Consider the following 17,287-nt stretch of genomic DNA (forward strand, 5'->3'; position numbering starts at 1 on the left):
AAGCTGGCAAAATAATAAATTAATGGCGCTGTCCGCGGAGAGCGCCATTTCCTTTTCAATCGCGGTTGATCTCCAGCCAGCGCCGCTGCTCGGCGGAGGCGGCTATCGCGTCCAGCACGCACGACACCTTCCAGCCCTCTTCAAAGTCCGGCCACATGCGATCGCCCGCGGCGATGCCGTTGACCAGATCGCGGATCTCTACCGTCTTCTGATCGTTAAAACCAATGCCGTGCCCGGCGCTGATGCAAAACGCCGCATAGTCCGGGTGCTTCGGCCCCACCAGCAACGTCTTGAACCCCTGCCGCTCCGCCGGTTCATCGTGTCGATACAGCTTCAGTTCGGCCATCCGTTCCTGGGTATAACTCAGCGTGCCTTTGGTGCCGGTAACCACATAGGTCAGCCCCATCTTGCGCCCGCAGGCGATGCGCGACGTTTCGATAGTGCCCATCGCCCCGCCGGCGAAACGCAGCAGCGCGCCGGCCTGATCTTCGTTTTCCACCGGATGCATACGCGACGGGTCTTGCGGATCCGGCCGCTGTTTGATCACGGTCTGCATATCGCCAGAGACCGCCACGATATCGCCCACCAGGTAGTGCGCCATATTGACGATGTGCGCCGCCAGATCCCCCAACGCGCCCAGCCCGGCGCTGGCGCGGCGGCAGTGCCAGTCGATCGGCGTGCGCGGGTCGGCCAGGTAATCCTCATTGTGGGTGCCGTAAAAATGCACCACCTCGCCGATTTCGCCGTTGGCGATGATCTCGCGCGCCAGCTGGCTGGTGGGGTTTTTCATGTAGTTGAAACCGACCAGCGTTTTCACCCCCTTGGCGCGGGCGGCCTGCACCATCTCCGCCGCGTCGGCGGCATCCAGCGCCAGCGGTTTTTCCGAATACACGTGCTTGCCGTGGCGGATCGCCGCCAGCGCCATCTCTTTGTGCAAGAAGTTGGGGGCGCAGATGTCCACCACGTCGATCGCCGGATCGGCCACCAGCTGCCGCCAGTCGCCGGTCGAACGCGCAAAGCCGAACTCGGCCGCGCGCTGCGCCGCCAGCTCGGGCGTCACCTCCGCCAGCATCTCCAGCACCAGATCCCCTTTAAGGGGAAATACCGTGGGGGCCTGCGCATAAGCGATAGCGTGACAACGCCCGATATAGCCGGTGCCGATTAACCCAACGCGTACCTGTTTCATCATCCTCTCCCGTGACCGAAATCTTGCCTGAAACCCGGCGCCCTGAGTGAAACGCGCCAGCTGATAACGGTTTTATATGGAATATAAATTTCAATAACAAGCGCACGGAAAAAGAAAGTTCGGATTCGTGATGTCGTTCATGAAACGTTGACAGGATGATGCAAAAAGGAAAATCCGAACGCGGCGTTGCCGTATTCGGATAAGGTAAAATGAACCATTTATTTCATATTACGGTAAACCGTTGGCACCGTGCTGAACGTAGCCAGGGCGTTGCAGCAGGCGCTGCTGATAGGCCGCCAGCGCCGCATACTCCGGCCGCTCGAACGACGTCATCAGCCAGCGGTTGAGCGACAGCCCCAGCACCACGTCCGCCAGCGTGAAGGCGGCGCCGGCGGCGTAAGGGCCGTGCTGCGCCAAATGCGCATCCAGCAAGCCCATCAGCCGATTCCACTCGCGCTCGGCGGCGGCCAGGCTGGCGGCATCCTGGTAATCCGCATGCCCGCGCACACGCGACATGAACACATAGCGCCAGGCGCCGTTCAGATCGGTGGCCTGCCAGTCCATCCACATCTCCACCGCCGCGCGCGCGCCGGGTTCCTGCGGCAGCAGATCGCGGCGCCCTTCCCGCCCCGCCAGATAGCGGCAAATGGTGTTCGATTCCCACAGCACCCGTGCGCCGTCGATCAGCACCGGCACCAGGCCGTTGGGATTGAGCGCCAAAAACTCGGGTTCCTGCGTGGAGCGAAAGCCGCTGCCCCAGTCTTCCCGTTCCAGCGTCAGCCCCAGCTCATGGCTGGTCCACAGCACCTTGCGCACGTTGATCGATGAGGCTTTGCCCAATAATTTCAGCATCCGCTTTCCTTATTCTCTCCAGAACGGTTTATACCCTTCCCGCCAGGCATCCGCCCGCGTCAGGCCGATATCCGCCAGTTGCCTGTCGTTCAGCAGCAGTAACTCTCTGCGCGTTCTGCGACGCAACAAATACCAACGCCAGCGTGACCAGCCTCCCCGTCGCCACGTCGTCATGCCATCAAACAGAGCCATCTTATTATTCCCCCTGATGTTTTCGCCTTGTTGTGATGATGCGCGCCGGGCAAAAAACAATACAGATGCACGTTAGCGTTATTTTTTTCATACAGCTGCATACCAAAATGCGCTGAATGGTTTACTTTTGAGGCATCTGTACCGGTTTTTCGGTTACTTTTCCTGATGAGGGATATCTGTATGACACGCTACGCCACGCTGGCCGCCATTCTCAGCCAACGCATTCAGCAAGGGCTGTATCCGGTCGGCCACCGCTTGCCTTCGGTGCGCGCGCTGAGCCTGGAACACGGCGTCAGCATCAGCACGGTGCAACAAGCCTACCGCCTGCTGGAAGAACAGCGCCTGGTGGAAGCGCGACCGAAATCGGGCTACTTCGTGCATGCGCAGCGCACGCAGGCCGAGCTGCCCGCCATGACGGCGCCGACGCAGCGGCCGGTGGACATTTCGCAATGGGAACAGGTGCTGGAACTGGTGCGCACCCGGCCGCGCGAGGGCCTGATCCAACTGGGGCGCGGCATGCCGGACATCGCCGAGCCGACGATGAAACCGCTGATCGTCGCCCTGCGCAACGCCGCCCGTCACGGCGACTTGCGCAGCCTGTATTACGACAGCATCCAGGGCGTGACCGCGCTGCGCGAACAGATCGCTCGCCTGCTGCTGGATTCCGGCTGCCAAATCGGCGCCGATCAGTTGCTGATCACCACCGGCTGTCAGGAAGCGATCTCCGCCGGGCTGCGCGCCGTTTGCCAACCCGGCGACATCGTGGCGGTCGATTCCCCCTGTTTCCACGGCACCATGCAAACGCTGAAGGGATTGGGCATCAAAGCGCTGGAAATCCCCACCGATCCGCTGACCGGCGTGAGCCTGGCGGCACTGGAGATGGCGCTGGAACAGTGGCCGGTCAAGGCCGTCCTGCTGACGCCCAACTGCAACAACCCACTGGGCTACATCATGCCCGACGCCCATAAACAGCGGCTGCTGACGCTGGCGCAGCGCCACGACGCGGCGATCATCGAGGATGACGTTTACGGCGACATCGCCTATCACTACCCGCGGCCGCGCACCATCAAATCGTTCGACGAAGATGGCCGCGTGCTGCTGTGCAGCTCGTTTTCCAAAACGCTGGCGCCGGGGCTGCGCGTGGGCTGGATCGCGCCCGGCCGTTATCTGGAGCGGGTGCTGCACATGAAGTTCATCGGCTCCGGCGCCACCGCCACGCAGCCGCAGCTGGCGATCGCCGACTTCATCCGCGGCGGGCACTATCTGAAGCACCTGCGGCGCATGCGCGCCCGCTACCAGCAAAACCGCGACCGCATGACCGATCTGATCCTGAAATACTTCCCGGCCGGCACCCGCGTCAGCCGGCCGCGCGGCGGTTTTATGCTGTGGATCGAACTGGACGAGGCGTTCGACACCCTGCGGCTGAACCGCCATCTTGAACAGCAAGGCGTGCAAATCGCCGTCGGCAGCATTTTTTCCGCCGCCGGCAAGTATCGCAACTGTCTGCGCATCAACTATGCGCCGACGCTGACGACGGAGATCGAACAGGCGGTACAACGGGTCGGCGCCACCATCCAGGCGCTGATGCCGACCGACAGTTTGGCGCAATCGGATTAAATCTTGACGCGATCGGATTATCGGCGCACGGACAGGCTGTTTTAGAGTAATGCCTTCTCTTACCACTGGCAGGCAACAACCATGAGCAGCGATCAAATTCCGGTTTCCAACGCGTTGGCGGTGCGCCTCGCGGCGCAAGGCGTCGATCTCGAACGGGTCGGTCAGTTAGCCGGCTTGCCCGCCGGGCTGCTCAGCGAGCGGCGCGTAAAAGTGCGGTTGACCACCCACCAGTTCTTCGCCGTCTGGCGCGCCCTCGCCCAACTGAGCGACGATCCCGCCTTTGGTCTGCGGCTGGGCGGCGACGTCGCGCCGGAGCATTACGATATCGCGTCAGTCGCCGCACTGCACTCCGCCACGATGGGCGAGGCCCTGCGTAAAGTCGCGCGCTACAAACGGTTGGTGTGCCCGGAAGAACTGATGCTGGAGGAAGATGGCGACAGCGTTCGGCTGCATACGCGTTGGACGATGATCGAGGACCATACGCCGGAATTGCTGATAGACACCATGTTCGCCTCTATCACCACCCTGTGCCGCCGTGGCACCGGTTTACCGCTGCAGCCCAAGGCGCTTGAGGTGACCCGCCGTCGCGATCCCCACTCACCGCTGCTGCGCCACTTCGGCTGCCCGGTGCGATTCGACGCGCCGCTGGACGTGCTGGTATTTGACCGTGCGCTGATGCAGCAGCCGCTTATCACCCACGACCAGGACATGCTGGCGCTGCTGCTGCCGGAGCTGGAGGCCGAGTTGGCCGAAGCGCGCGCCGAGCAAGACTTGCCCACACAGGTGATGACGATCCTCGGCCGCAGCATGCGCGGCCAGCGCCCCAGCGTCAACAGCGTGGCCGCGGAGCTCTATCTCAGCCCACGCACGCTGCAGCGCCGTCTGCAACGGCACGGCTACAGCTACCAGCAGTTGTTGGACAAAACCCGCCACCGCACCGCCTGCCGCTTGTTGGCGGAGACCGATCTTGAGCCAGGGGAAATCGCCTTTGTGCTGGGATTCGAAGAGCTGAATTCGTTCAGCCGCGCCTTTATTCAGTGGGAAGCGCTGACGCCCAGCCGCTGGCGCATGCAGCGCACCGCCGGCCAGTGGGAGAACAGAGCATGAAAGTGATTATCTTCGGCGCCAGCGGCATGGTGGGCCAGGGCGCGCTGCGGGAATGCCTGCGCGATCCGCGCGTCAGCGAAGTACTCAGCATCGGCCGTCGTCCGGTGGCGCAGAGCCACGCCAAGCTGCGCCAGCTCTCCCTGCCCGATCTGCGTGATCTGTCGGCGCTGGAGCCGCAGCTCGCCGGCTATGACGCCTGTTTCTTCTGCCTGGGGATTTCGTCCGCCGGCCTGAGCGAAGCCGAATATCGCGCGGTGACTTACGATCTGACGCTGGCCGCCGCCCGCCCGCTGGCGAGGCTGAATCCGACGATGGTCTTCCTCTACGTTTCCGGCGTCGGCACCGACAGCAGCGAACGCGGCCGCAGCATGTGGGCCAGGGTCAAGGGCGCCACCGAAAACGCGCTGCTGGCGCTGCCGTTCCACGCGGTGATGTTCCGCCCCGGCGCCATTGTGCCGCTGCACGGCATTCGCTCCAAAGTTCGCACATACGATCTGATTTATCGGCTGTTCAAGCCGCTGTGGCTCGGCGCATTGCGACTGTTTCCCGCGCAGGTGAGCAGCACCGAACGAATCGGGCTGGCGATGCTGGCGGTGGCGCGCCGGGAAACGGCCTTGCGCATCCTGGAGCCGCCGCAGATCAATCAACTGGCGACGCGCTGAAATACCGTCATCAACCGCGCCGCCGCCAATACTCCGCCACCCGGCGGCGCAGATGCTCGATGCCCTGCGGATGCTCAATAAACTGCGCCACCGGCATCATCCGCCAGCGCTGGCCTTCGTCGCCGAAGCGAATGGCGGCGATCTGCGCCGGGGCGATCTCGCCGGCCATAAACCAGGTCGGCGGGGAGCCGGGCAAAATGCCGGCGTAGCGCCGGCGCCAGACAACCTGGTGTTCGGCGATCGTCACGCCGAACTCTTCCCGCGTTTCCCGCTGCACGCACTGCAGCGGCGTTTCGCCGTTTTCCCGCCCGCCGCCGGGCAGATCCCACTGACCGGGCCACGGAATGCCCGGCTTGTCGTCCCGTTGGTAAACCAGCAAGAGACCGTCGCACAGCAGCGCGATCTTGGCCCCGCCAAACGCCTCGTCCGTCATGATTTCTCCGCTCCCGGCCCCATCGCCTTTGACTGAACATCATACTTCATCCCCGCGCGGCCTGGTGTATAGTGAAAATCCGTTTTCACAACAGGCGAACAATGACGATGAACTCTCCGTTTCTGGTGACTCCCCAATGGCTTGCGCAACATATCAACGATGAAAATCTGGTGGTGATCGACGTTCGGATGTCGCCGGTCGGGCTGACGCCGAAAAAAGACATGCTTGCCGAGTTCGAACGCGGCCATATCCCCGGCGCGGTCTATTTTGATATCGACGACGTGGCGGACAAAAACACTGCGCTGCCGCACATGTTGCCGACGGCGGTGGAATTCGCCGCGGCGGCGGGCCAATTGGGCATCAGCGAGCGCGATACCCTGGTGATTTACGACGAGGGCAACCAGTTCTCCGCACCGCGCGGCTGGTGGACTTTCCGCAATTTCGGCGCCGAGCGCGTTTATGTGCTGGATGAAGGGCTGAACGGCTGGACCGCGCTGGGGCAAGCGTTGGAAACCGGCCCGGCGCAGCCTGCCCCGCAGACGTTTAACGCCCGGTTCAACGCCGACGCGGTGGTGGATATGCGGCAAGTGGAGCAAGCGTTAGGCACGCCGGTGCAAATTCTCGACGCGCGCGCCGCGCCGCGCTTTTATGCCGAAGCGCCAGAGCCGCGCCCCGGGCTGCATCGCGGCCATATTCCCGGCAGCATCAACATTCCGTACGGCGAGCTGCTGGAAAACGGCCGCTTCAAATCATTGGAGGCGCTGCGCCAAACCTTCAGCGACAAGGGGGTGGACATCAACGGCCCAATCATCACCAGCTGCGGCTCCGGCGTGACGGCGGCGGTGCTGGCGTTTGGCCTGCTGTCGCTCGGCGCGCCGCAGGTCAAGCTGTATGACGGCGCCTGGAGCGAATGGGGCCAGCTGAGTGGCAAGCAGCCTATCGCCCAAGATTAAGTTTCGATCCGCTCGACCACGATCTGCGCCAGCCGCTGCACGGCGGCCGAAGGCTGATCCTCGGCGCGGTGCAGCACCACGCCGAGTTGGCCGAGAGCGGGCAGCAGATCGGGGGCCAGCGGCGACAGGCCGGGCGGCAAGCCCGCCGCCGTGCGCACCGTAACGCCCAACCCGGCGCTCACCGCCGCCCACACGCCGTTCAGGCTGCGGCTGCTAAAGGCGATGCGCCAGGGTATGCCGGCGCGATCCAGCGCCTGCGTCGCCGCGCTGCGCATCAGACAGGGTGCGTCGAACATCACCAACGGCAGCGGCTCATCCCCTTCTCGCCAGGGCGTCAGCGCGAAGCCGGGCGACGCGATCCAGTGCAACTGCCGCTGCCCCAGCGCCTGATGAAACGGCGTGCTCAGACCGCCATCCCACGCCAGCGACAGATCCAGCTGGCCTTTCAGCACCCAGTCGATCAGCTCGGCATTACGCGCGATGCGCGCCTCGATCCTCACCTTTGGATTGGCGCGCGCGAAGCTGCCCAACACCTGCGGCAGAAACGTCTCGCCGAAATCCTCCTGCAGCCCCAACCGCACCGTGCCCTGCAGATCCAGCCCACGCACCGCGGCGGCGGCTTCGTCATTAAGCTCCAGCAGACGGCGCGCGTAGCCAAGCAGAGTTTCCCCCGTCTCGGTCATCACCATGCCGCGCCCGGCCTTGCGCAGGATCGGCGCGCCAACCTGCTGTTCCAGTTTTTTCAGGTGGGCGCTGACCGCCGACGTCGAGCGCCCCAGCCGTTCAGCCGCCTTGGCGAAGCTGCCCAGCTCGACGCCGGTGACGAAGCTGCGCAAATCCTCGAGATCGAACGTTATTCGCCCCATGCTGACCATCCTGATTTTCTGAACCATCAATCAAAATAATACCGATTTTACTGATAAAGATGGCGTGTCACGCGCTCCGGGTCAATGTCTTTCCGGAGAATCCTTATACTCGCGATGCAATACCGTTTTACCCTGCCCGCCGGTTCCGCCCCTCTGTCCGCTCCCTTTGACCACACTGCGCCGCGGGTTGACAGCCCAATGTGATATTGATAATCATTATCAATATTGCATATTCATTTGCGGCTCGCGGGATGCGGGCCGCTCTCCGGGGTCAACCGCCATGTCGTCATCACCAATCACACCTTACGCCACCACCTGCTGCATCGTGGGAGGCGGCCCCGCCGGGCTGATGCTCGGCTATCTGCTGGCGCGGGCGGGGATCGACGTGACGGTGCTGGAGAAGCACGCCGATTTCCTGCGCGATTTTCGCGGTGACACCATTCACCCGTCGACGCTGGAAGTCATGCATCAACTGGGCCTGCTCGACGAGCTGCTGACGCTGCCGCATCAGCGCGCGGAATCTCTGCACGCCGAAGTCGCCGGACGCGACATCAAGCTGGCGGATTTCACCCGCCTGCCGACGCGCTGCAAATTTATCGCCTTTATGCCGCAGTGGGAGTTCCTCAACTTTTTGGCCCAGCAGGCCGCCGCCTTCCCCAACTTCAGGCTGCTGACCTCAACGCAGGTTCACCAGCTGCTGTACGACCGCGGCCAGGTGTGCGGCGTGCTGGCCGACACGCCAGAAGGCCCGATCCGCGTGCGCAGCCAGTTGGTGGTCGGCACCGACGGCCGCAACTCGGTGGTGCGCGAACAGGCGGCGCTCAGCAGCCGATCCTTCGGCGCGCCGCGCGACGTATTGTGGATGAAGCTCAGCAAGCAACCGGGCGATCCGGCCTGGTCGATGGGCCACACCGGGCCGAAACAGAACTTCATCATGATCGATCGCGGCGACTACTGGCAGTGCGGTTACTCGATCGACAAAGGCAGCTTCGATGCGATCCGCCACAGCGGGCTGGAGAAATTTTTACTGCACCTCGCTGAGGTGGCGCCGTTCCAGGACGATCGCCTGCAGGAGATCGTCGAGTGGGATCAGGTCAAACTGCTGAGCATTCGCATCGATCGTCTGGATCGCTGGGCCAAACCGGGGGTGCTGTGCATCGGCGACGCCGCGCACGCCATGTCGCCGATCGGCGGCGTGGGCGTCAACCTGGCGATTCAGGACGCGGTGGCCGCCGCCAACGCCCTGATCCCGCCGCTGCGCCAGCATCGGCTGCAGTTGAAGCATCTGCTGAGCGTGCAGCGCCGGCGCGAATTCCCCACTCGCGCCATCCAGTTTTTGCAGATCAAAATGAGCCAGCGCAAGCCGGGCGAACGCCGCGCGGCGGGCGGCTCGCGCCTGATCGCCCGCGTCGGCAACAGCCGCTGGCTGCCGCGCCTGTTCGGCCGCATCATCGGCCTGGGTTTTCGCCGTGAAACACCGCGGCATCTGTCCAACGAAACCTGCCCGCCGGAATAGCATTGGTGATTTTTTCATCGCGCCGTATAATGGTTAAATCGAACGATTTAATTAACTGGAGCGATTAAATGTACGCACTCACCGCGAACGAGGCCAAAACCCAATTCGGCGATTTGCTGCTCAAGGCGCAGCGTGAACCGGTGCAAATCAATCGCAACGGCAAACCGGTCGCCGTCGTCATGTCTGTAGAAGATTACCAGGCGCTGGAAGATCTCAAATTAAGTGCACTGCAGCAAAAAATCGCGCAGGCTACCGCCGAGGAAGACGCCGGTAAGGCGGTAGACGGCGATGCCTTCTTCAACCGTCTGCTCACCGATGAAACAGACTGAGATACCCGCGTTTCGCCTCACCCCGCAGGCCCAACAAGATCTGCTGGCTATTCGTCATTTCACCATCGAGCACTGGGGCCAAGCGCAATCTCGCCGCTATCTTGAGCAGTTGAGAGAGGTCATGCATCATTTGGCAGATATGCCGGAAGCGGGTAAAGCTCACTTCCACGATCTGGGCGAAGAGATACGCAGTTTTCCTTACGCCAGCCATAGGATCTACTACCGCAACCGCCCTGCCGGCATCACCGTTCTCGCCATTCTGCATCAGGCGATGGTGCCTCACCGCCATCTGGAACAACGGCTGTAATTTTTCTTACTCAAAGGGGCACTGATGTTCACCGTTCGTCAGGCATTGCTGGAAGATTTAACGCAAGTGCGCGATATCGGCATCCGCACCTACCGCGCCCACTTCGGTGAGCTGTGGCGCTACCCGCACGAGCTGGAGGCCTTTCTGGCGGAGGATTTTTCCGTCTCCGCGCTGGAACGGACGCTGCGCGATCCCGACGTGTGCTGGCTGTTGGCCCATGAGGATGACGCCCTCGTCGGCTATGCGCGGGTGAACTTCGACAGCCTGCTGGCACCAACCGAGCACATCGGCGCAGAGCTGCAGAAAATCTATTTTCTGCCGGGCCATGCCGGCAACGGCTATGGCCAGCGCCTGTACGAACAGGTGCAGCAGCGGGCTATCGACCGTCGGCAAAAAACGCTGTGGCTGGAAGTGCTGCAACGCAACACCCGCGCCCAACGTTTTTATCAGCGTCAAGGATTGAGCATTTGTGGCGAGACCTGCTACACCAGCGCCCAGGGCTCGATAGGCATTTGGTATATGAGCAAGGCGCTGTAACCGCGCCCCGCTCCGCCGTCGTTTAGCGCGGCTCCCGCTGCAGCATCAGGAACAGCAAGGCAAACGCATTGGGCGCCAGGTAGATCAGCGCCCCCAGCTGCACCGCCAGCGGATCCTTCTTGGCCTGCCAGGCCATAAACCAGTCGCCGGCGACCACCATAAAGCCGACGCCCCACACCGTTATCGCGCAAAGCGCCCCCAGCATCGCCCAGGCTTTGCCCTTGGCGAAAGCGGCGTAAGAGCCTTTCAATCGCCCGATCATCAGCGCCACGCCCGCCGTCGCGAATAGGCCGGCCAGCGTTTCCAGCGCGGTGATGACCGCCAACCCCAACATGCAGGCCCAGTCGGCGCTGATCGCGCGCCACATCAGCCCCGGCGTTTGATAAGTATCCTGCATGGCGAGCAGCGGCCCCACCGCATTGCGCGCGGTGCCGGCGAAATCCGCCGTATTGTTCAACAGGCTAAACAGCCCCCACAGGGCCGGAAACAGGGACAGGACGATGCAACCGAAGCGTGACACAGTGATTTCGTTCATGGTTATCCTTAATGAATAAACGGGTGGCTCCCGTCCTCATGACGGGACAGCTATTGAGATCCTGATAGTTTGACGTGCACAATGTAAGAACTAATCTTACAATGACGCAGCATAGCCGAAAGTGAGGAGGAACAATGGGCAGAACACTAACGGTAGATCTGGGTGACGAACTGCGTAGCTTCGTCGAAGACCTGGTGGCCAGCGGCGATTACCGAACGCCCAGCGAAGTCATCCGCGAATCCGTGCGCACTTTGCGCGAACGTACCGCCGCCTCAAAACTGGAAGAGCTTAGGCGCTTGATCGCCGAAGGAGAGAACAGCGGCGAAGCCGTCGAATGGGATCGTGATGTGTTCATGGAAAGAATACGGAGCAAAGCAAAAGGATGCGCAGGAGAGTAACCGTTCGTCCAAAAGCGTTGGACGATATGGAAGAGATCTATTTTTACGGGTTGGCGCACTTTGGCTTGCAGGTGGCCGAAGATTATCTGCGCCGCCTGCATCAGGCTTTCGATAACCTTAGCCACCACCAACTCGGCAAAAACATCGATGCAATCGGCCCCGGTCTATGGGTATTGCCCGTCGCCAACCACCTGATTTATTTTCGACAGCACAGGCGGGAGGTGAATATCATCAGAGTGCTGCATCATTCCCGCGATCCGCTCAGCCAATCCTTTTTCAGCTGACCCAACGTTAAATCGCCACCAACGCGCGGACGCCGTCCTGTTCCATAGCGCTGCCGGCGCCGCGCTGCACGATGCTGCCGCGCGACATCACCAGATAGCTGTCCGCCAGGTCGGCGGCGAAGTCATAGAACTGCTCCACCAGCAGGATCGCCATATCGCCCCGCGCCGCCAGCTGTTTGATCACCGCGCCGATCTCCTTGATCACCGAAGGTTGGATCCCTTCCGTCGGTTCGTCGAGGATCAACAGCTGCGGCCGGCAGGCCAGCGCCCGGCCGATCGCCAGCTGCTGTTGCTGCCCGCCGGAAAGATCGCCGCCGCGCCGATCCTTCATTTGCCGCAGCACCGGAAACAGTTCATAGATCGGATCCGGCACCGCGCGCGCGTCGGCGCCGGAAAAACGCGCCAGCCCCATCAGCAGATTTTCCTCCACCGTCAGGCGCGGAAAAATCTCCCGCCCCTGCGGCACATAGGCGATGCCCGCCTGCACCCGCTGATGCGGCTTTTTACCGGTGATGGTTTCGCCCCGCCAACGGACGCTGCCGCTGCGCGCCGGGATCAGCCCCATCAGGCATTTCAGCAGCGTGGTCTTGCCCACGCCATTGCGCCCCAGCAGGCAGGTCACCTCGCCGATGCGCGCCTCGAACGACAGGCCGCGCAGAATGTGGCTGCCGCCGTAATACTGATTCAATTCCTCTACCTGCAGCATGATTACGCCTCCTCAGCGCCCCAGATATACCTCAATCACCCGTTCATCGGCCTGCACCTGCGCCAGCGATCCTTCCGCCAGCACCTGTCCCTGATGCAGCACCGTCACGCGATCGGCAATGGTTTCCACAAACCCCATGTCGTGCTCCACCACCATCAGCGAATGCTTGCCCGCCAGCTCGCGGAACAGTTCGGCGGTGTAGTCGGTTTCAGCGTCGGTCATGCCGGCCGCCGGCTCGTCGAGCAACAGCAGGTGCGGTTCCTGCACCAGCAGCATGCCGATCTCGAGAAACTGTTTCTGCCCGTGGGACAGCAGCCCGGCGGGCCGGTGGCGCTCGTGCCCCAGCCGCAGGGTCTTCAGCATCTCGTCGATGCGGTCTCGCTGTTCGCTGCTTAAACGGGCGCGCAGGCAGGCCCATACCGACTTGCGGGTTTTCTGGGCGATCTCCAGATTTTCGAACACCGTCAGCGCCTCGAACACCGTCGGTTTTTGAAACTTGCGGCCGATGCCGGCATGGGCGATCTGCATCGGCGCCAGCCGGGTCAGATCGACGGTCTGGTCGTAAAACACCCTGCCGCTGTCCGGCCGGGTTTTGCCGGTGATCACATCCATCAGCGTGGTCTTGCCGGCGCCGTTGGGGCCGATCACGCAGCGCAGTTCGCCGACGCCAATGCGCAGCGACAGATCGGTCAGCGCGCGAAAACCGTCGAAGCTGACGTTGACGTTATCGAGCTGCAGCACCGGATCGGTTTGCTGCCGGTATTTGTCCGCCGGCAGCGGATGGGTAAACAGTTCGTCGGTCACTTGCATCGCCTTCATGAGGATTTCCTCCGACGCAGCAGGCCAATCACCCCTTTGGGCAGAAACAACGTGACGACGATAAACATCAGGCCGAGGAAAAACTGCCAGTATTCGGGAATGGCCATGGTGAACCAGCTCTTGGCGCCGTTGACGATGCCGGCGCCGAGCAGCGGCCCCACCAGGGTGCCGCGCCCGCCGAGGGCGACCCAAATGGCGGCCTCGATCGAGTTGGTCGGCGACATTTCGCCGGGGTTGATGATGCCGACCTGCGGCACATAGAGCGCGCCGGCCAGCCCGCACAGCACCGCCGACAGCGTCCAGACGAACAGCTTGAAGCCCTTCGGATCGTAGCCGCAGAAGGTCAGGCGGTTTTCCGCATCGCGCACCGCGGTCAGTACCCGGCCGAACTTGCTGCGCGCCAGCGCAAAGCCGATGGCCAGGCTGGCGGCCAGCAGCAGCACCGTCGCCAGGAACAGCGCCACCCGCGTGCCGGCGGCGGTGATGGGAAAGCCGAGCAGCGTGGTGAAACCGGTAAAGCCGTTATTGCCGCCGAAACCGGTCTCGTTGCGAAAGAACAGCAGCATGCCGGCATAGGTCAGCGCCTGGGTCATGATCGAGAAGTACACCCCTTTGATTTTCGAGCGAAAGGCGAAGTAGCCGAACAGGAAAGCCAACAGGCCCGGCACCAGCACGATCAGGCACAGCGCCCAGGCGAAATGCTGGGTGCCGCTCCAGAACCACGGCAGCTCGTTCCAGGAGAGGAACGCCATAAACGCCGGCAGCCCGTCGCCCGCCGCCTGCCGCATCAGGTACATGCCCATGGCGTAGCCGCCGAGCGCGAAGAACAGCCCGTGGCCGAGCGACAGCAGCCCGGCATAGCCCCACACCAGATCGAGCGCCACCGCCACCACCGCGTAGCACAGGATCTTGCCCGCCAGCGTCAGGGTATAGGTGGACACCGCCAGCGGATGACCCGCCGGCAACAACGTCATGAACGGCATGACCAGCAGCGCCAGCAACGCCAGCCCGCCGATGCTCAACGCCAGCCGGGGCGCTTTCTGCACGCCGGTTACGGTCAATGGTTGGCTCATCAGTCAATCACCCTGCCCTTAAGGGCGAATAGCCCCTGCGGACGCTTTTGAATAAACAGAACGATCAGCACCAGGATCAGGATCTTGCCCAACACGGCGCCGATCTGCGGCTCGAGGATCTTGTTGACGATGCCGAGGCCGAAGGCCGCCGCCACCGTCCCCGCCAGTTGGCCGACGCCGCCGAGCACCACCACCAGGAACGAATCGATGATGTAACCTTGCCCCAGCTCCGGCCCGACGTTGCCCAACTGCGACAGCGCCACCCCGCCGAGCCCGGCGATGCCGGATCCCAACCCGAAGGCCAGCATGTCCACCCGCCCGGTGGGCACGCCGCAGCAGGCCGCCATCGCGCGGTTTTGCGTCACCGCGCGCACGTTCATGCCGAGCCGGGTTTTGTTCAGCAGCAGCCAGGTCAACGCCAGCACCAGCAGCACGAACGCGATCACCGCGATGCGGTTCCACGGCAACACCAGGTTCGGCAACAGCTGCACGCCGCCCGACAGCCACGCCGGGTTGGCGACCTCGACGTTCTGCGCGCCGAACAGCACCCGCACCAGTTGGATCAGCACCAGGCTGATGCCCCAGGTGGCCAGCAGGGTTTCCAGCGGCCGGCCGTACAGGTGGCGGATCACCGTGCGCTCCAGCAGCATACCGATCCCGGCGGTGATGGCGAACGCCACCGGCAGCGCCGCCAGCGGGTAGAGCGCCAGCCACTGCGGCGCCAACTGCTGAAACAGCCCCTGCACCAGATAGGCGGAATAGGCGCCGAGCATCAGCATTTCGCCGTGCGCCATATTGATGACGCCGAGCAGGCCGTAGGTGATCGCCAGGCCGAGCGCCGCCAGCAGCAGGATCGAACCGAGCGACAGGCCGCTGAACGCCTGGCCGAGCAGATCGCCGATCATCAGGCGGTGCTGCACGCGCTGCAGGCTGCGCTGCGCCTCGGCGCGCACCGCGGCGTCCGGCTCATTGGCCGCATCGGTCAAGGCTTGCAGCCGCGCGCGGGTTTCCGGCTCGCCCGATTCCCCCAGCAGCCGCACCGCATTGAAGCGCACCTGCGGGCTGGCGTCGGCCAATTGCAGGTTCGCCAGCGCAATGCTCAGCGCGTCGCGTACCTGCGGGTCTTTCTCCTGCGCCAGCCGCCGGGTCAACAGCGGCAACTGCTCGCCCTGCGCCTCGCGCTGCAGCGCGGTCGCCGCCTGCAGCCGCACCGCCGCGTCCGCGCTGACCAACCGCTGCGTCGACAACGCGTTGGCGATCAGAATGCGCAGCCGGTTGTTCAGCCACACTTTCTTCGGCTCGCCAACCGGGGCCGCCTCACCTTCAAGCGGCAGATAGCGGTCGCCCTGGCGGATAAAGGCGCGTTTCGCCCCGTCGATCACCACGGTTTCCTGCTGCAGCCCCTGCAGCAACGGCAGGCGCGCGGCGTCCGGCTCGGCCGCCCACGCCTGCAGCAGTTTAGCCTGCTGCGCGCGAGTGGCCGCCGCGAACTCATCGGCCGGCCCGGCCTGCGCCAGCAGGGGCCAGGCGCACAACAGCCACAGCCCGGCGCGCAGAGAGGATAAAAACGGAGATTGCATCAGCTGCCTCTTCTGTTGGGCCGGCGCGCGTCGAGCCGCGCCGGCGCTGAGTGACGTTACTTGCCGCCTTTCACCGGGTAATCCGGTTTTTTGTCGTTGCCGGCGATATAGGGACTCCACGGCTGCGCGCGCACCGGCGCTTCGGTCTGCCACACCACGTTGAACTGGCCGTTGCCCTCGATCTCGCCGATCATCACCGGCTTGTGCAGGTGGTGATTGGTCTTGTCCATAGTCAGCGTGAAGCCCGACGGCGCGGCGAAGGTTTGCCCGGCCATCGCCGCGCGCACCTTATCGACGTCGGTGGTGCCGGCCTTTTCCACTGCCTGCGCCCACATGTGGAGGCCGACGTAGGTGGCCTCCATCGGATCGTTGGTGACCGCAGTGGCGTAATTCGGCAGATTGTGCGCCTTGGCGTAGGCTTTCCACTGGCTGACAAACTGTTTGTTGGTCGGGTTATCCAGCGATTCGAAGTAGTTCCAGGCCGCCAGGTTGCCCACCAGCGGCTTGGTGTCGATGCCGCGCAGCTCTTCCTCGCCGACCGAGAAGGCGATCACCGGCACGTCGGTGGCCTTGACGCCCTGGTTGGCGAGTTCTTTGTAGAACGGCACGTTGGAATCGCCGTTGATGGTGGAGATCACCGCGGTGTTGCCGCCGGCGGCGAACTTCTTGATGTTGGCGACGATGGTCTGGTAATCGCTGTAGCCGAACGGCGTATAGACCTCTTCGATATCCTTGTCCTGCACGCCTTTGCTGTGCAGGAAGGCGCGCAGGATCTTGTTGGTGGTGCGCGGATAGACGTAATCGGTGCCCAACAGGAAGAAGCGCTTGGCGCCGCCGCCGTCCTCGCTCAGCAGGTATTCCACCGCCGGGATCGCCTGCTGGTTCGGCGCCGCGCCGGTGTAGAACACGTTCGGCGACATCTCTTCGCCTTCGTATTGCACCGGATAGAACAGCAGGCCGTTCAGCTCCTCAAACACCGGCAGCACCGACTTGCGCGACACCGAAGTCCAGCAGCCGAACACCGCCGCCACCTTGTCCTGGCTCAGCAGCTGGCGCGCCTTTTCGGCGAACAGCGGCCAGTTGGAGGCCGGATCCACCACCACCGGCTCCAGCTTTTTGCCGAGCACCCCACCTTTGGCGTTGATCTCGTCGATGGTCATCAGCGCCACATCCTTCAGCGGCGTCTCGGAAATCGCCATGGTGCCGGAGAGCGAACTCAGAATGCCGACCTTGATGGTGTCGGCGGCCTGCGCGCTCCAGGCCAGGCCCAGGCCGACAGCGGCGGCGGACAGCGCAAAAGCTTTGATAAAACGACGACGTTGCATAGTTCAAACT

Annotated in this window: 21 protein-coding genes; 10 read left to right on the top strand and 11 right to left on the bottom strand. The window is 63.1% G+C overall.

Annotated features, from left to right (window positions below):
* Nucleotides 1-55 precede the first annotated feature (55 nt).
* From ACUTQY_RS09760 to ACUTQY_RS09770, 3 genes are all read right to left on the bottom strand, one after another.
* Complete coding sequence (locus ACUTQY_RS09760) at nt 56-1,186, bottom strand: Gfo/Idh/MocA family protein (protein WP_042783948.1); 1,131 nt, start codon at nt 1,184-1,186, stop codon at nt 56-58.
* A gap of 228 nt (nt 1,187-1,414) precedes the next feature.
* Complete coding sequence (locus ACUTQY_RS09765; RefSeq protein WP_046686652.1) at nt 1,415-2,038, bottom strand: glutathione S-transferase family protein; 624 nt, start codon at nt 2,036-2,038, stop codon at nt 1,415-1,417.
* Between the two features lie 9 nt (nt 2,039-2,047).
* On the bottom strand, nt 2,048-2,230 hold the full coding sequence (locus ACUTQY_RS09770; protein WP_071845081.1) for a DUF1127 domain-containing protein: 183 nt from the start codon (nt 2,228-2,230) through the stop codon (nt 2,048-2,050).
* Nucleotides 2,231-2,410: 180 nt separating this feature from the next.
* Between ACUTQY_RS09770 and ACUTQY_RS09775 the strand changes: the two genes are divergently transcribed.
* The 3 genes from ACUTQY_RS09775 (at nt 2,411) to ACUTQY_RS09785 (ending at nt 5,616) form a co-directional block, all read left to right on the top strand.
* Nucleotides 2,411-3,847, top strand: coding sequence for an aminotransferase-like domain-containing protein (locus ACUTQY_RS09775; protein WP_046686651.1), 1,437 nt, complete (start codon nt 2,411-2,413; stop codon nt 3,845-3,847).
* Nucleotides 3,848-3,928: 81 nt separating this feature from the next.
* Nucleotides 3,929-4,954 (top strand): AraC family transcriptional regulator, encoded by a 1,026-nt coding sequence (locus ACUTQY_RS09780; RefSeq protein WP_033642344.1) that lies wholly within the window; start codon nt 3,929-3,931, stop codon nt 4,952-4,954.
* Nucleotides 4,951-5,616 (top strand): epimerase, encoded by a 666-nt coding sequence (locus ACUTQY_RS09785; protein WP_046686650.1) that lies wholly within the window; start codon nt 4,951-4,953, stop codon nt 5,614-5,616. Before ACUTQY_RS09780 ends, ACUTQY_RS09785 begins: the two co-directional genes overlap by 4 nt.
* A gap of 10 nt (nt 5,617-5,626) precedes the next feature.
* On the opposite strand, the gene ACUTQY_RS09790 is transcribed toward ACUTQY_RS09785, so the two are convergent.
* Complete coding sequence (locus tag ACUTQY_RS09790; protein ID WP_033652679.1) at nt 5,627-6,049, bottom strand: NUDIX hydrolase; 423 nt, start codon at nt 6,047-6,049, stop codon at nt 5,627-5,629.
* A 107-nt stretch (nt 6,050-6,156) separates the two neighbouring features.
* On the opposite strand from ACUTQY_RS09790, the gene sseA reads away from it, so the two are divergent.
* Nucleotides 6,157-7,002, top strand: coding sequence for a 3-mercaptopyruvate sulfurtransferase (gene sseA, locus ACUTQY_RS09795; protein ID WP_046686649.1), 846 nt, complete (start codon nt 6,157-6,159; stop codon nt 7,000-7,002).
* On the opposite strand, the gene ACUTQY_RS09800 is transcribed toward sseA, so the two are convergent.
* On the bottom strand, nt 6,999-7,868 hold the full coding sequence (locus ACUTQY_RS09800; RefSeq protein WP_046686648.1) for a LysR substrate-binding domain-containing protein: 870 nt from the start codon (nt 7,866-7,868) through the stop codon (nt 6,999-7,001). The two genes, sseA and ACUTQY_RS09800, sit on opposite strands and share 4 nt — an antisense overlap.
* A gap of 280 nt (nt 7,869-8,148) precedes the next feature.
* Here ACUTQY_RS09800 and ACUTQY_RS09805 point away from each other — a divergent pair, with 280 nt between their 5' ends.
* The 4 genes from ACUTQY_RS09805 to ACUTQY_RS09820 all read left to right on the top strand — a co-directional run bounded on the left by ACUTQY_RS09805 (nt 8,149) and on the right by ACUTQY_RS09820 (nt 10,557).
* Nucleotides 8,149-9,384 carry an FAD-dependent oxidoreductase gene (locus tag ACUTQY_RS09805; protein WP_033642339.1) on the top strand — a complete coding sequence of 412 codons (1,236 nt, stop codon included), beginning with the start codon at nt 8,149-8,151 and terminating at the stop codon, nt 9,382-9,384.
* A gap of 68 nt (nt 9,385-9,452) precedes the next feature.
* Nucleotides 9,453-9,713, top strand: a complete 261-nt coding sequence (locus ACUTQY_RS09810; RefSeq protein ID WP_016928576.1) for a type II toxin-antitoxin system Phd/YefM family antitoxin — start codon at nt 9,453-9,455, stop codon at nt 9,711-9,713.
* Nucleotides 9,673-10,020, top strand: coding sequence for a type II toxin-antitoxin system RelE/ParE family toxin (locus tag ACUTQY_RS09815; RefSeq protein WP_080273376.1), 348 nt, complete (start codon nt 9,673-9,675; stop codon nt 10,018-10,020). The genes ACUTQY_RS09810 and ACUTQY_RS09815 overlap by 41 nt, the downstream gene beginning before the upstream one ends.
* A gap of 24 nt (nt 10,021-10,044) precedes the next feature.
* On the top strand, nt 10,045-10,557 hold the full coding sequence (locus tag ACUTQY_RS09820; protein ID WP_033642337.1) for a GNAT family N-acetyltransferase: 513 nt from the start codon (nt 10,045-10,047) through the stop codon (nt 10,555-10,557).
* 22 nt (nt 10,558-10,579) lie between these two features.
* Here ACUTQY_RS09820 and ACUTQY_RS09825 read toward each other — a convergent pair whose 3' ends face one another.
* Nucleotides 10,580-11,092, bottom strand: coding sequence for a DUF2165 family protein (locus ACUTQY_RS09825; RefSeq protein ID WP_046686647.1), 513 nt, complete (start codon nt 11,090-11,092; stop codon nt 10,580-10,582).
* 134 nt (nt 11,093-11,226) lie between these two features.
* Here ACUTQY_RS09825 and ACUTQY_RS09830 point away from each other — a divergent pair, with 134 nt between their 5' ends.
* The gene (locus tag ACUTQY_RS09830; protein WP_004939442.1) at nt 11,227-11,490 is read left to right on the top strand and encodes a type II toxin-antitoxin system ParD family antitoxin; all 264 of its coding nucleotides are present in this window, start codon (nt 11,227-11,229) and stop codon (nt 11,488-11,490) included.
* The gene (locus tag ACUTQY_RS09835) at nt 11,475-11,774 is read left to right on the top strand and encodes a type II toxin-antitoxin system RelE/ParE family toxin (RefSeq protein ID WP_042783942.1); all 300 of its coding nucleotides are present in this window, start codon (nt 11,475-11,477) and stop codon (nt 11,772-11,774) included. Before ACUTQY_RS09830 ends, ACUTQY_RS09835 begins: the two co-directional genes overlap by 16 nt.
* A 7-nt stretch (nt 11,775-11,781) precedes the next feature.
* On the opposite strand, the gene urtE is transcribed toward ACUTQY_RS09835, so the two are convergent.
* From urtE to urtA, 5 genes are read right to left on the bottom strand one after another with little or no spacing between them, the layout of a single operon-like run.
* Nucleotides 11,782-12,480: an urea ABC transporter ATP-binding subunit UrtE gene (urtE, locus tag ACUTQY_RS09840; RefSeq protein ID WP_046686646.1), complete on the bottom strand. Its 699-nt coding sequence runs from the start codon at nt 12,478-12,480 to the stop codon at nt 11,782-11,784.
* A 12-nt stretch (nt 12,481-12,492) separates the two neighbouring features.
* On the bottom strand, nt 12,493-13,299 hold the full coding sequence (gene urtD / locus ACUTQY_RS09845; RefSeq protein WP_015377102.1) for an urea ABC transporter ATP-binding protein UrtD: 807 nt from the start codon (nt 13,297-13,299) through the stop codon (nt 12,493-12,495).
* Entirely contained in the window at nt 13,296-14,372 is a 1,077-nt protein-coding gene (urtC, locus tag ACUTQY_RS09850; protein WP_033642333.1) for an urea ABC transporter permease subunit UrtC, read from the bottom strand. The genes urtD and urtC overlap by 4 nt, the downstream gene beginning before the upstream one ends.
* Nucleotides 14,372-15,952, bottom strand: a complete 1,581-nt coding sequence (gene urtB, locus ACUTQY_RS09855) for an urea ABC transporter permease subunit UrtB (RefSeq protein ID WP_046686645.1) — start codon at nt 15,950-15,952, stop codon at nt 14,372-14,374. Before urtB ends, urtC begins: the two co-directional genes overlap by 1 nt.
* 56 nt (nt 15,953-16,008) lie before the next feature.
* Nucleotides 16,009-17,277, bottom strand: a complete 1,269-nt coding sequence (gene urtA, locus ACUTQY_RS09860) for an urea ABC transporter substrate-binding protein (protein ID WP_025302020.1) — start codon at nt 17,275-17,277, stop codon at nt 16,009-16,011.
* Between the last annotated feature and the right edge of the window lie 10 nt (nt 17,278-17,287).

It is taken from the genome of Serratia sp. TSA_130.1 (genome assembly GCF_052691795.1).

Coding starts and splice junctions, on each gene's coding strand:
- ACUTQY_RS09760 (WP_042783948.1), bottom strand. CDS start 1,186: ATGAAACAGGTACGCGTTGGGTTAATCGGCACCGGCTATATCGGGCGT.
- ACUTQY_RS09765 (WP_046686652.1), bottom strand. CDS start 2,038: ATGCTGAAATTATTGGGCAAAGCCTCATCGATCAACGTGCGCAAGGTG.
- ACUTQY_RS09770 (WP_071845081.1), bottom strand. CDS start 2,230: ATGGCTCTGTTTGATGGCATGACGACGTGGCGACGGGGAGGCTGGTCA.
- ACUTQY_RS09775 (WP_046686651.1), top strand. CDS start 2,411: ATGACACGCTACGCCACGCTGGCCGCCATTCTCAGCCAACGCATTCAG.
- ACUTQY_RS09780 (WP_033642344.1), top strand. CDS start 3,929: ATGAGCAGCGATCAAATTCCGGTTTCCAACGCGTTGGCGGTGCGCCTC.
- ACUTQY_RS09785 (WP_046686650.1), top strand. CDS start 4,951: ATGAAAGTGATTATCTTCGGCGCCAGCGGCATGGTGGGCCAGGGCGCG.
- ACUTQY_RS09790 (WP_033652679.1), bottom strand. CDS start 6,049: ATGACGGACGAGGCGTTTGGCGGGGCCAAGATCGCGCTGCTGTGCGAC.
- sseA (WP_046686649.1), top strand. CDS start 6,157: ATGAACTCTCCGTTTCTGGTGACTCCCCAATGGCTTGCGCAACATATC.
- ACUTQY_RS09800 (WP_046686648.1), bottom strand. CDS start 7,868: ATGGGGCGAATAACGTTCGATCTCGAGGATTTGCGCAGCTTCGTCACC.
- ACUTQY_RS09805 (WP_033642339.1), top strand. CDS start 8,149: ATGTCGTCATCACCAATCACACCTTACGCCACCACCTGCTGCATCGTG.
- ACUTQY_RS09810 (WP_016928576.1), top strand. CDS start 9,453: ATGTACGCACTCACCGCGAACGAGGCCAAAACCCAATTCGGCGATTTG.
- ACUTQY_RS09815 (WP_080273376.1), top strand. CDS start 9,673: ATGCCTTCTTCAACCGTCTGCTCACCGATGAAACAGACTGAGATACCC.
- ACUTQY_RS09820 (WP_033642337.1), top strand. CDS start 10,045: ATGTTCACCGTTCGTCAGGCATTGCTGGAAGATTTAACGCAAGTGCGC.
- ACUTQY_RS09825 (WP_046686647.1), bottom strand. CDS start 11,092: ATGAACGAAATCACTGTGTCACGCTTCGGTTGCATCGTCCTGTCCCTG.
- ACUTQY_RS09830 (WP_004939442.1), top strand. CDS start 11,227: ATGGGCAGAACACTAACGGTAGATCTGGGTGACGAACTGCGTAGCTTC.
- ACUTQY_RS09835 (WP_042783942.1), top strand. CDS start 11,475: ATGCGCAGGAGAGTAACCGTTCGTCCAAAAGCGTTGGACGATATGGAA.
- urtE (WP_046686646.1), bottom strand. CDS start 12,480: ATGCTGCAGGTAGAGGAATTGAATCAGTATTACGGCGGCAGCCACATT.
- urtD (WP_015377102.1), bottom strand. CDS start 13,299: ATGAAGGCGATGCAAGTGACCGACGAACTGTTTACCCATCCGCTGCCG.
- urtC (WP_033642333.1), bottom strand. CDS start 14,372: ATGAGCCAACCATTGACCGTAACCGGCGTGCAGAAAGCGCCCCGGCTG.
- urtB (WP_046686645.1), bottom strand. CDS start 15,952: ATGCAATCTCCGTTTTTATCCTCTCTGCGCGCCGGGCTGTGGCTGTTG.
- urtA (WP_025302020.1), bottom strand. CDS start 17,277: ATGCAACGTCGTCGTTTTATCAAAGCTTTTGCGCTGTCCGCCGCCGCT.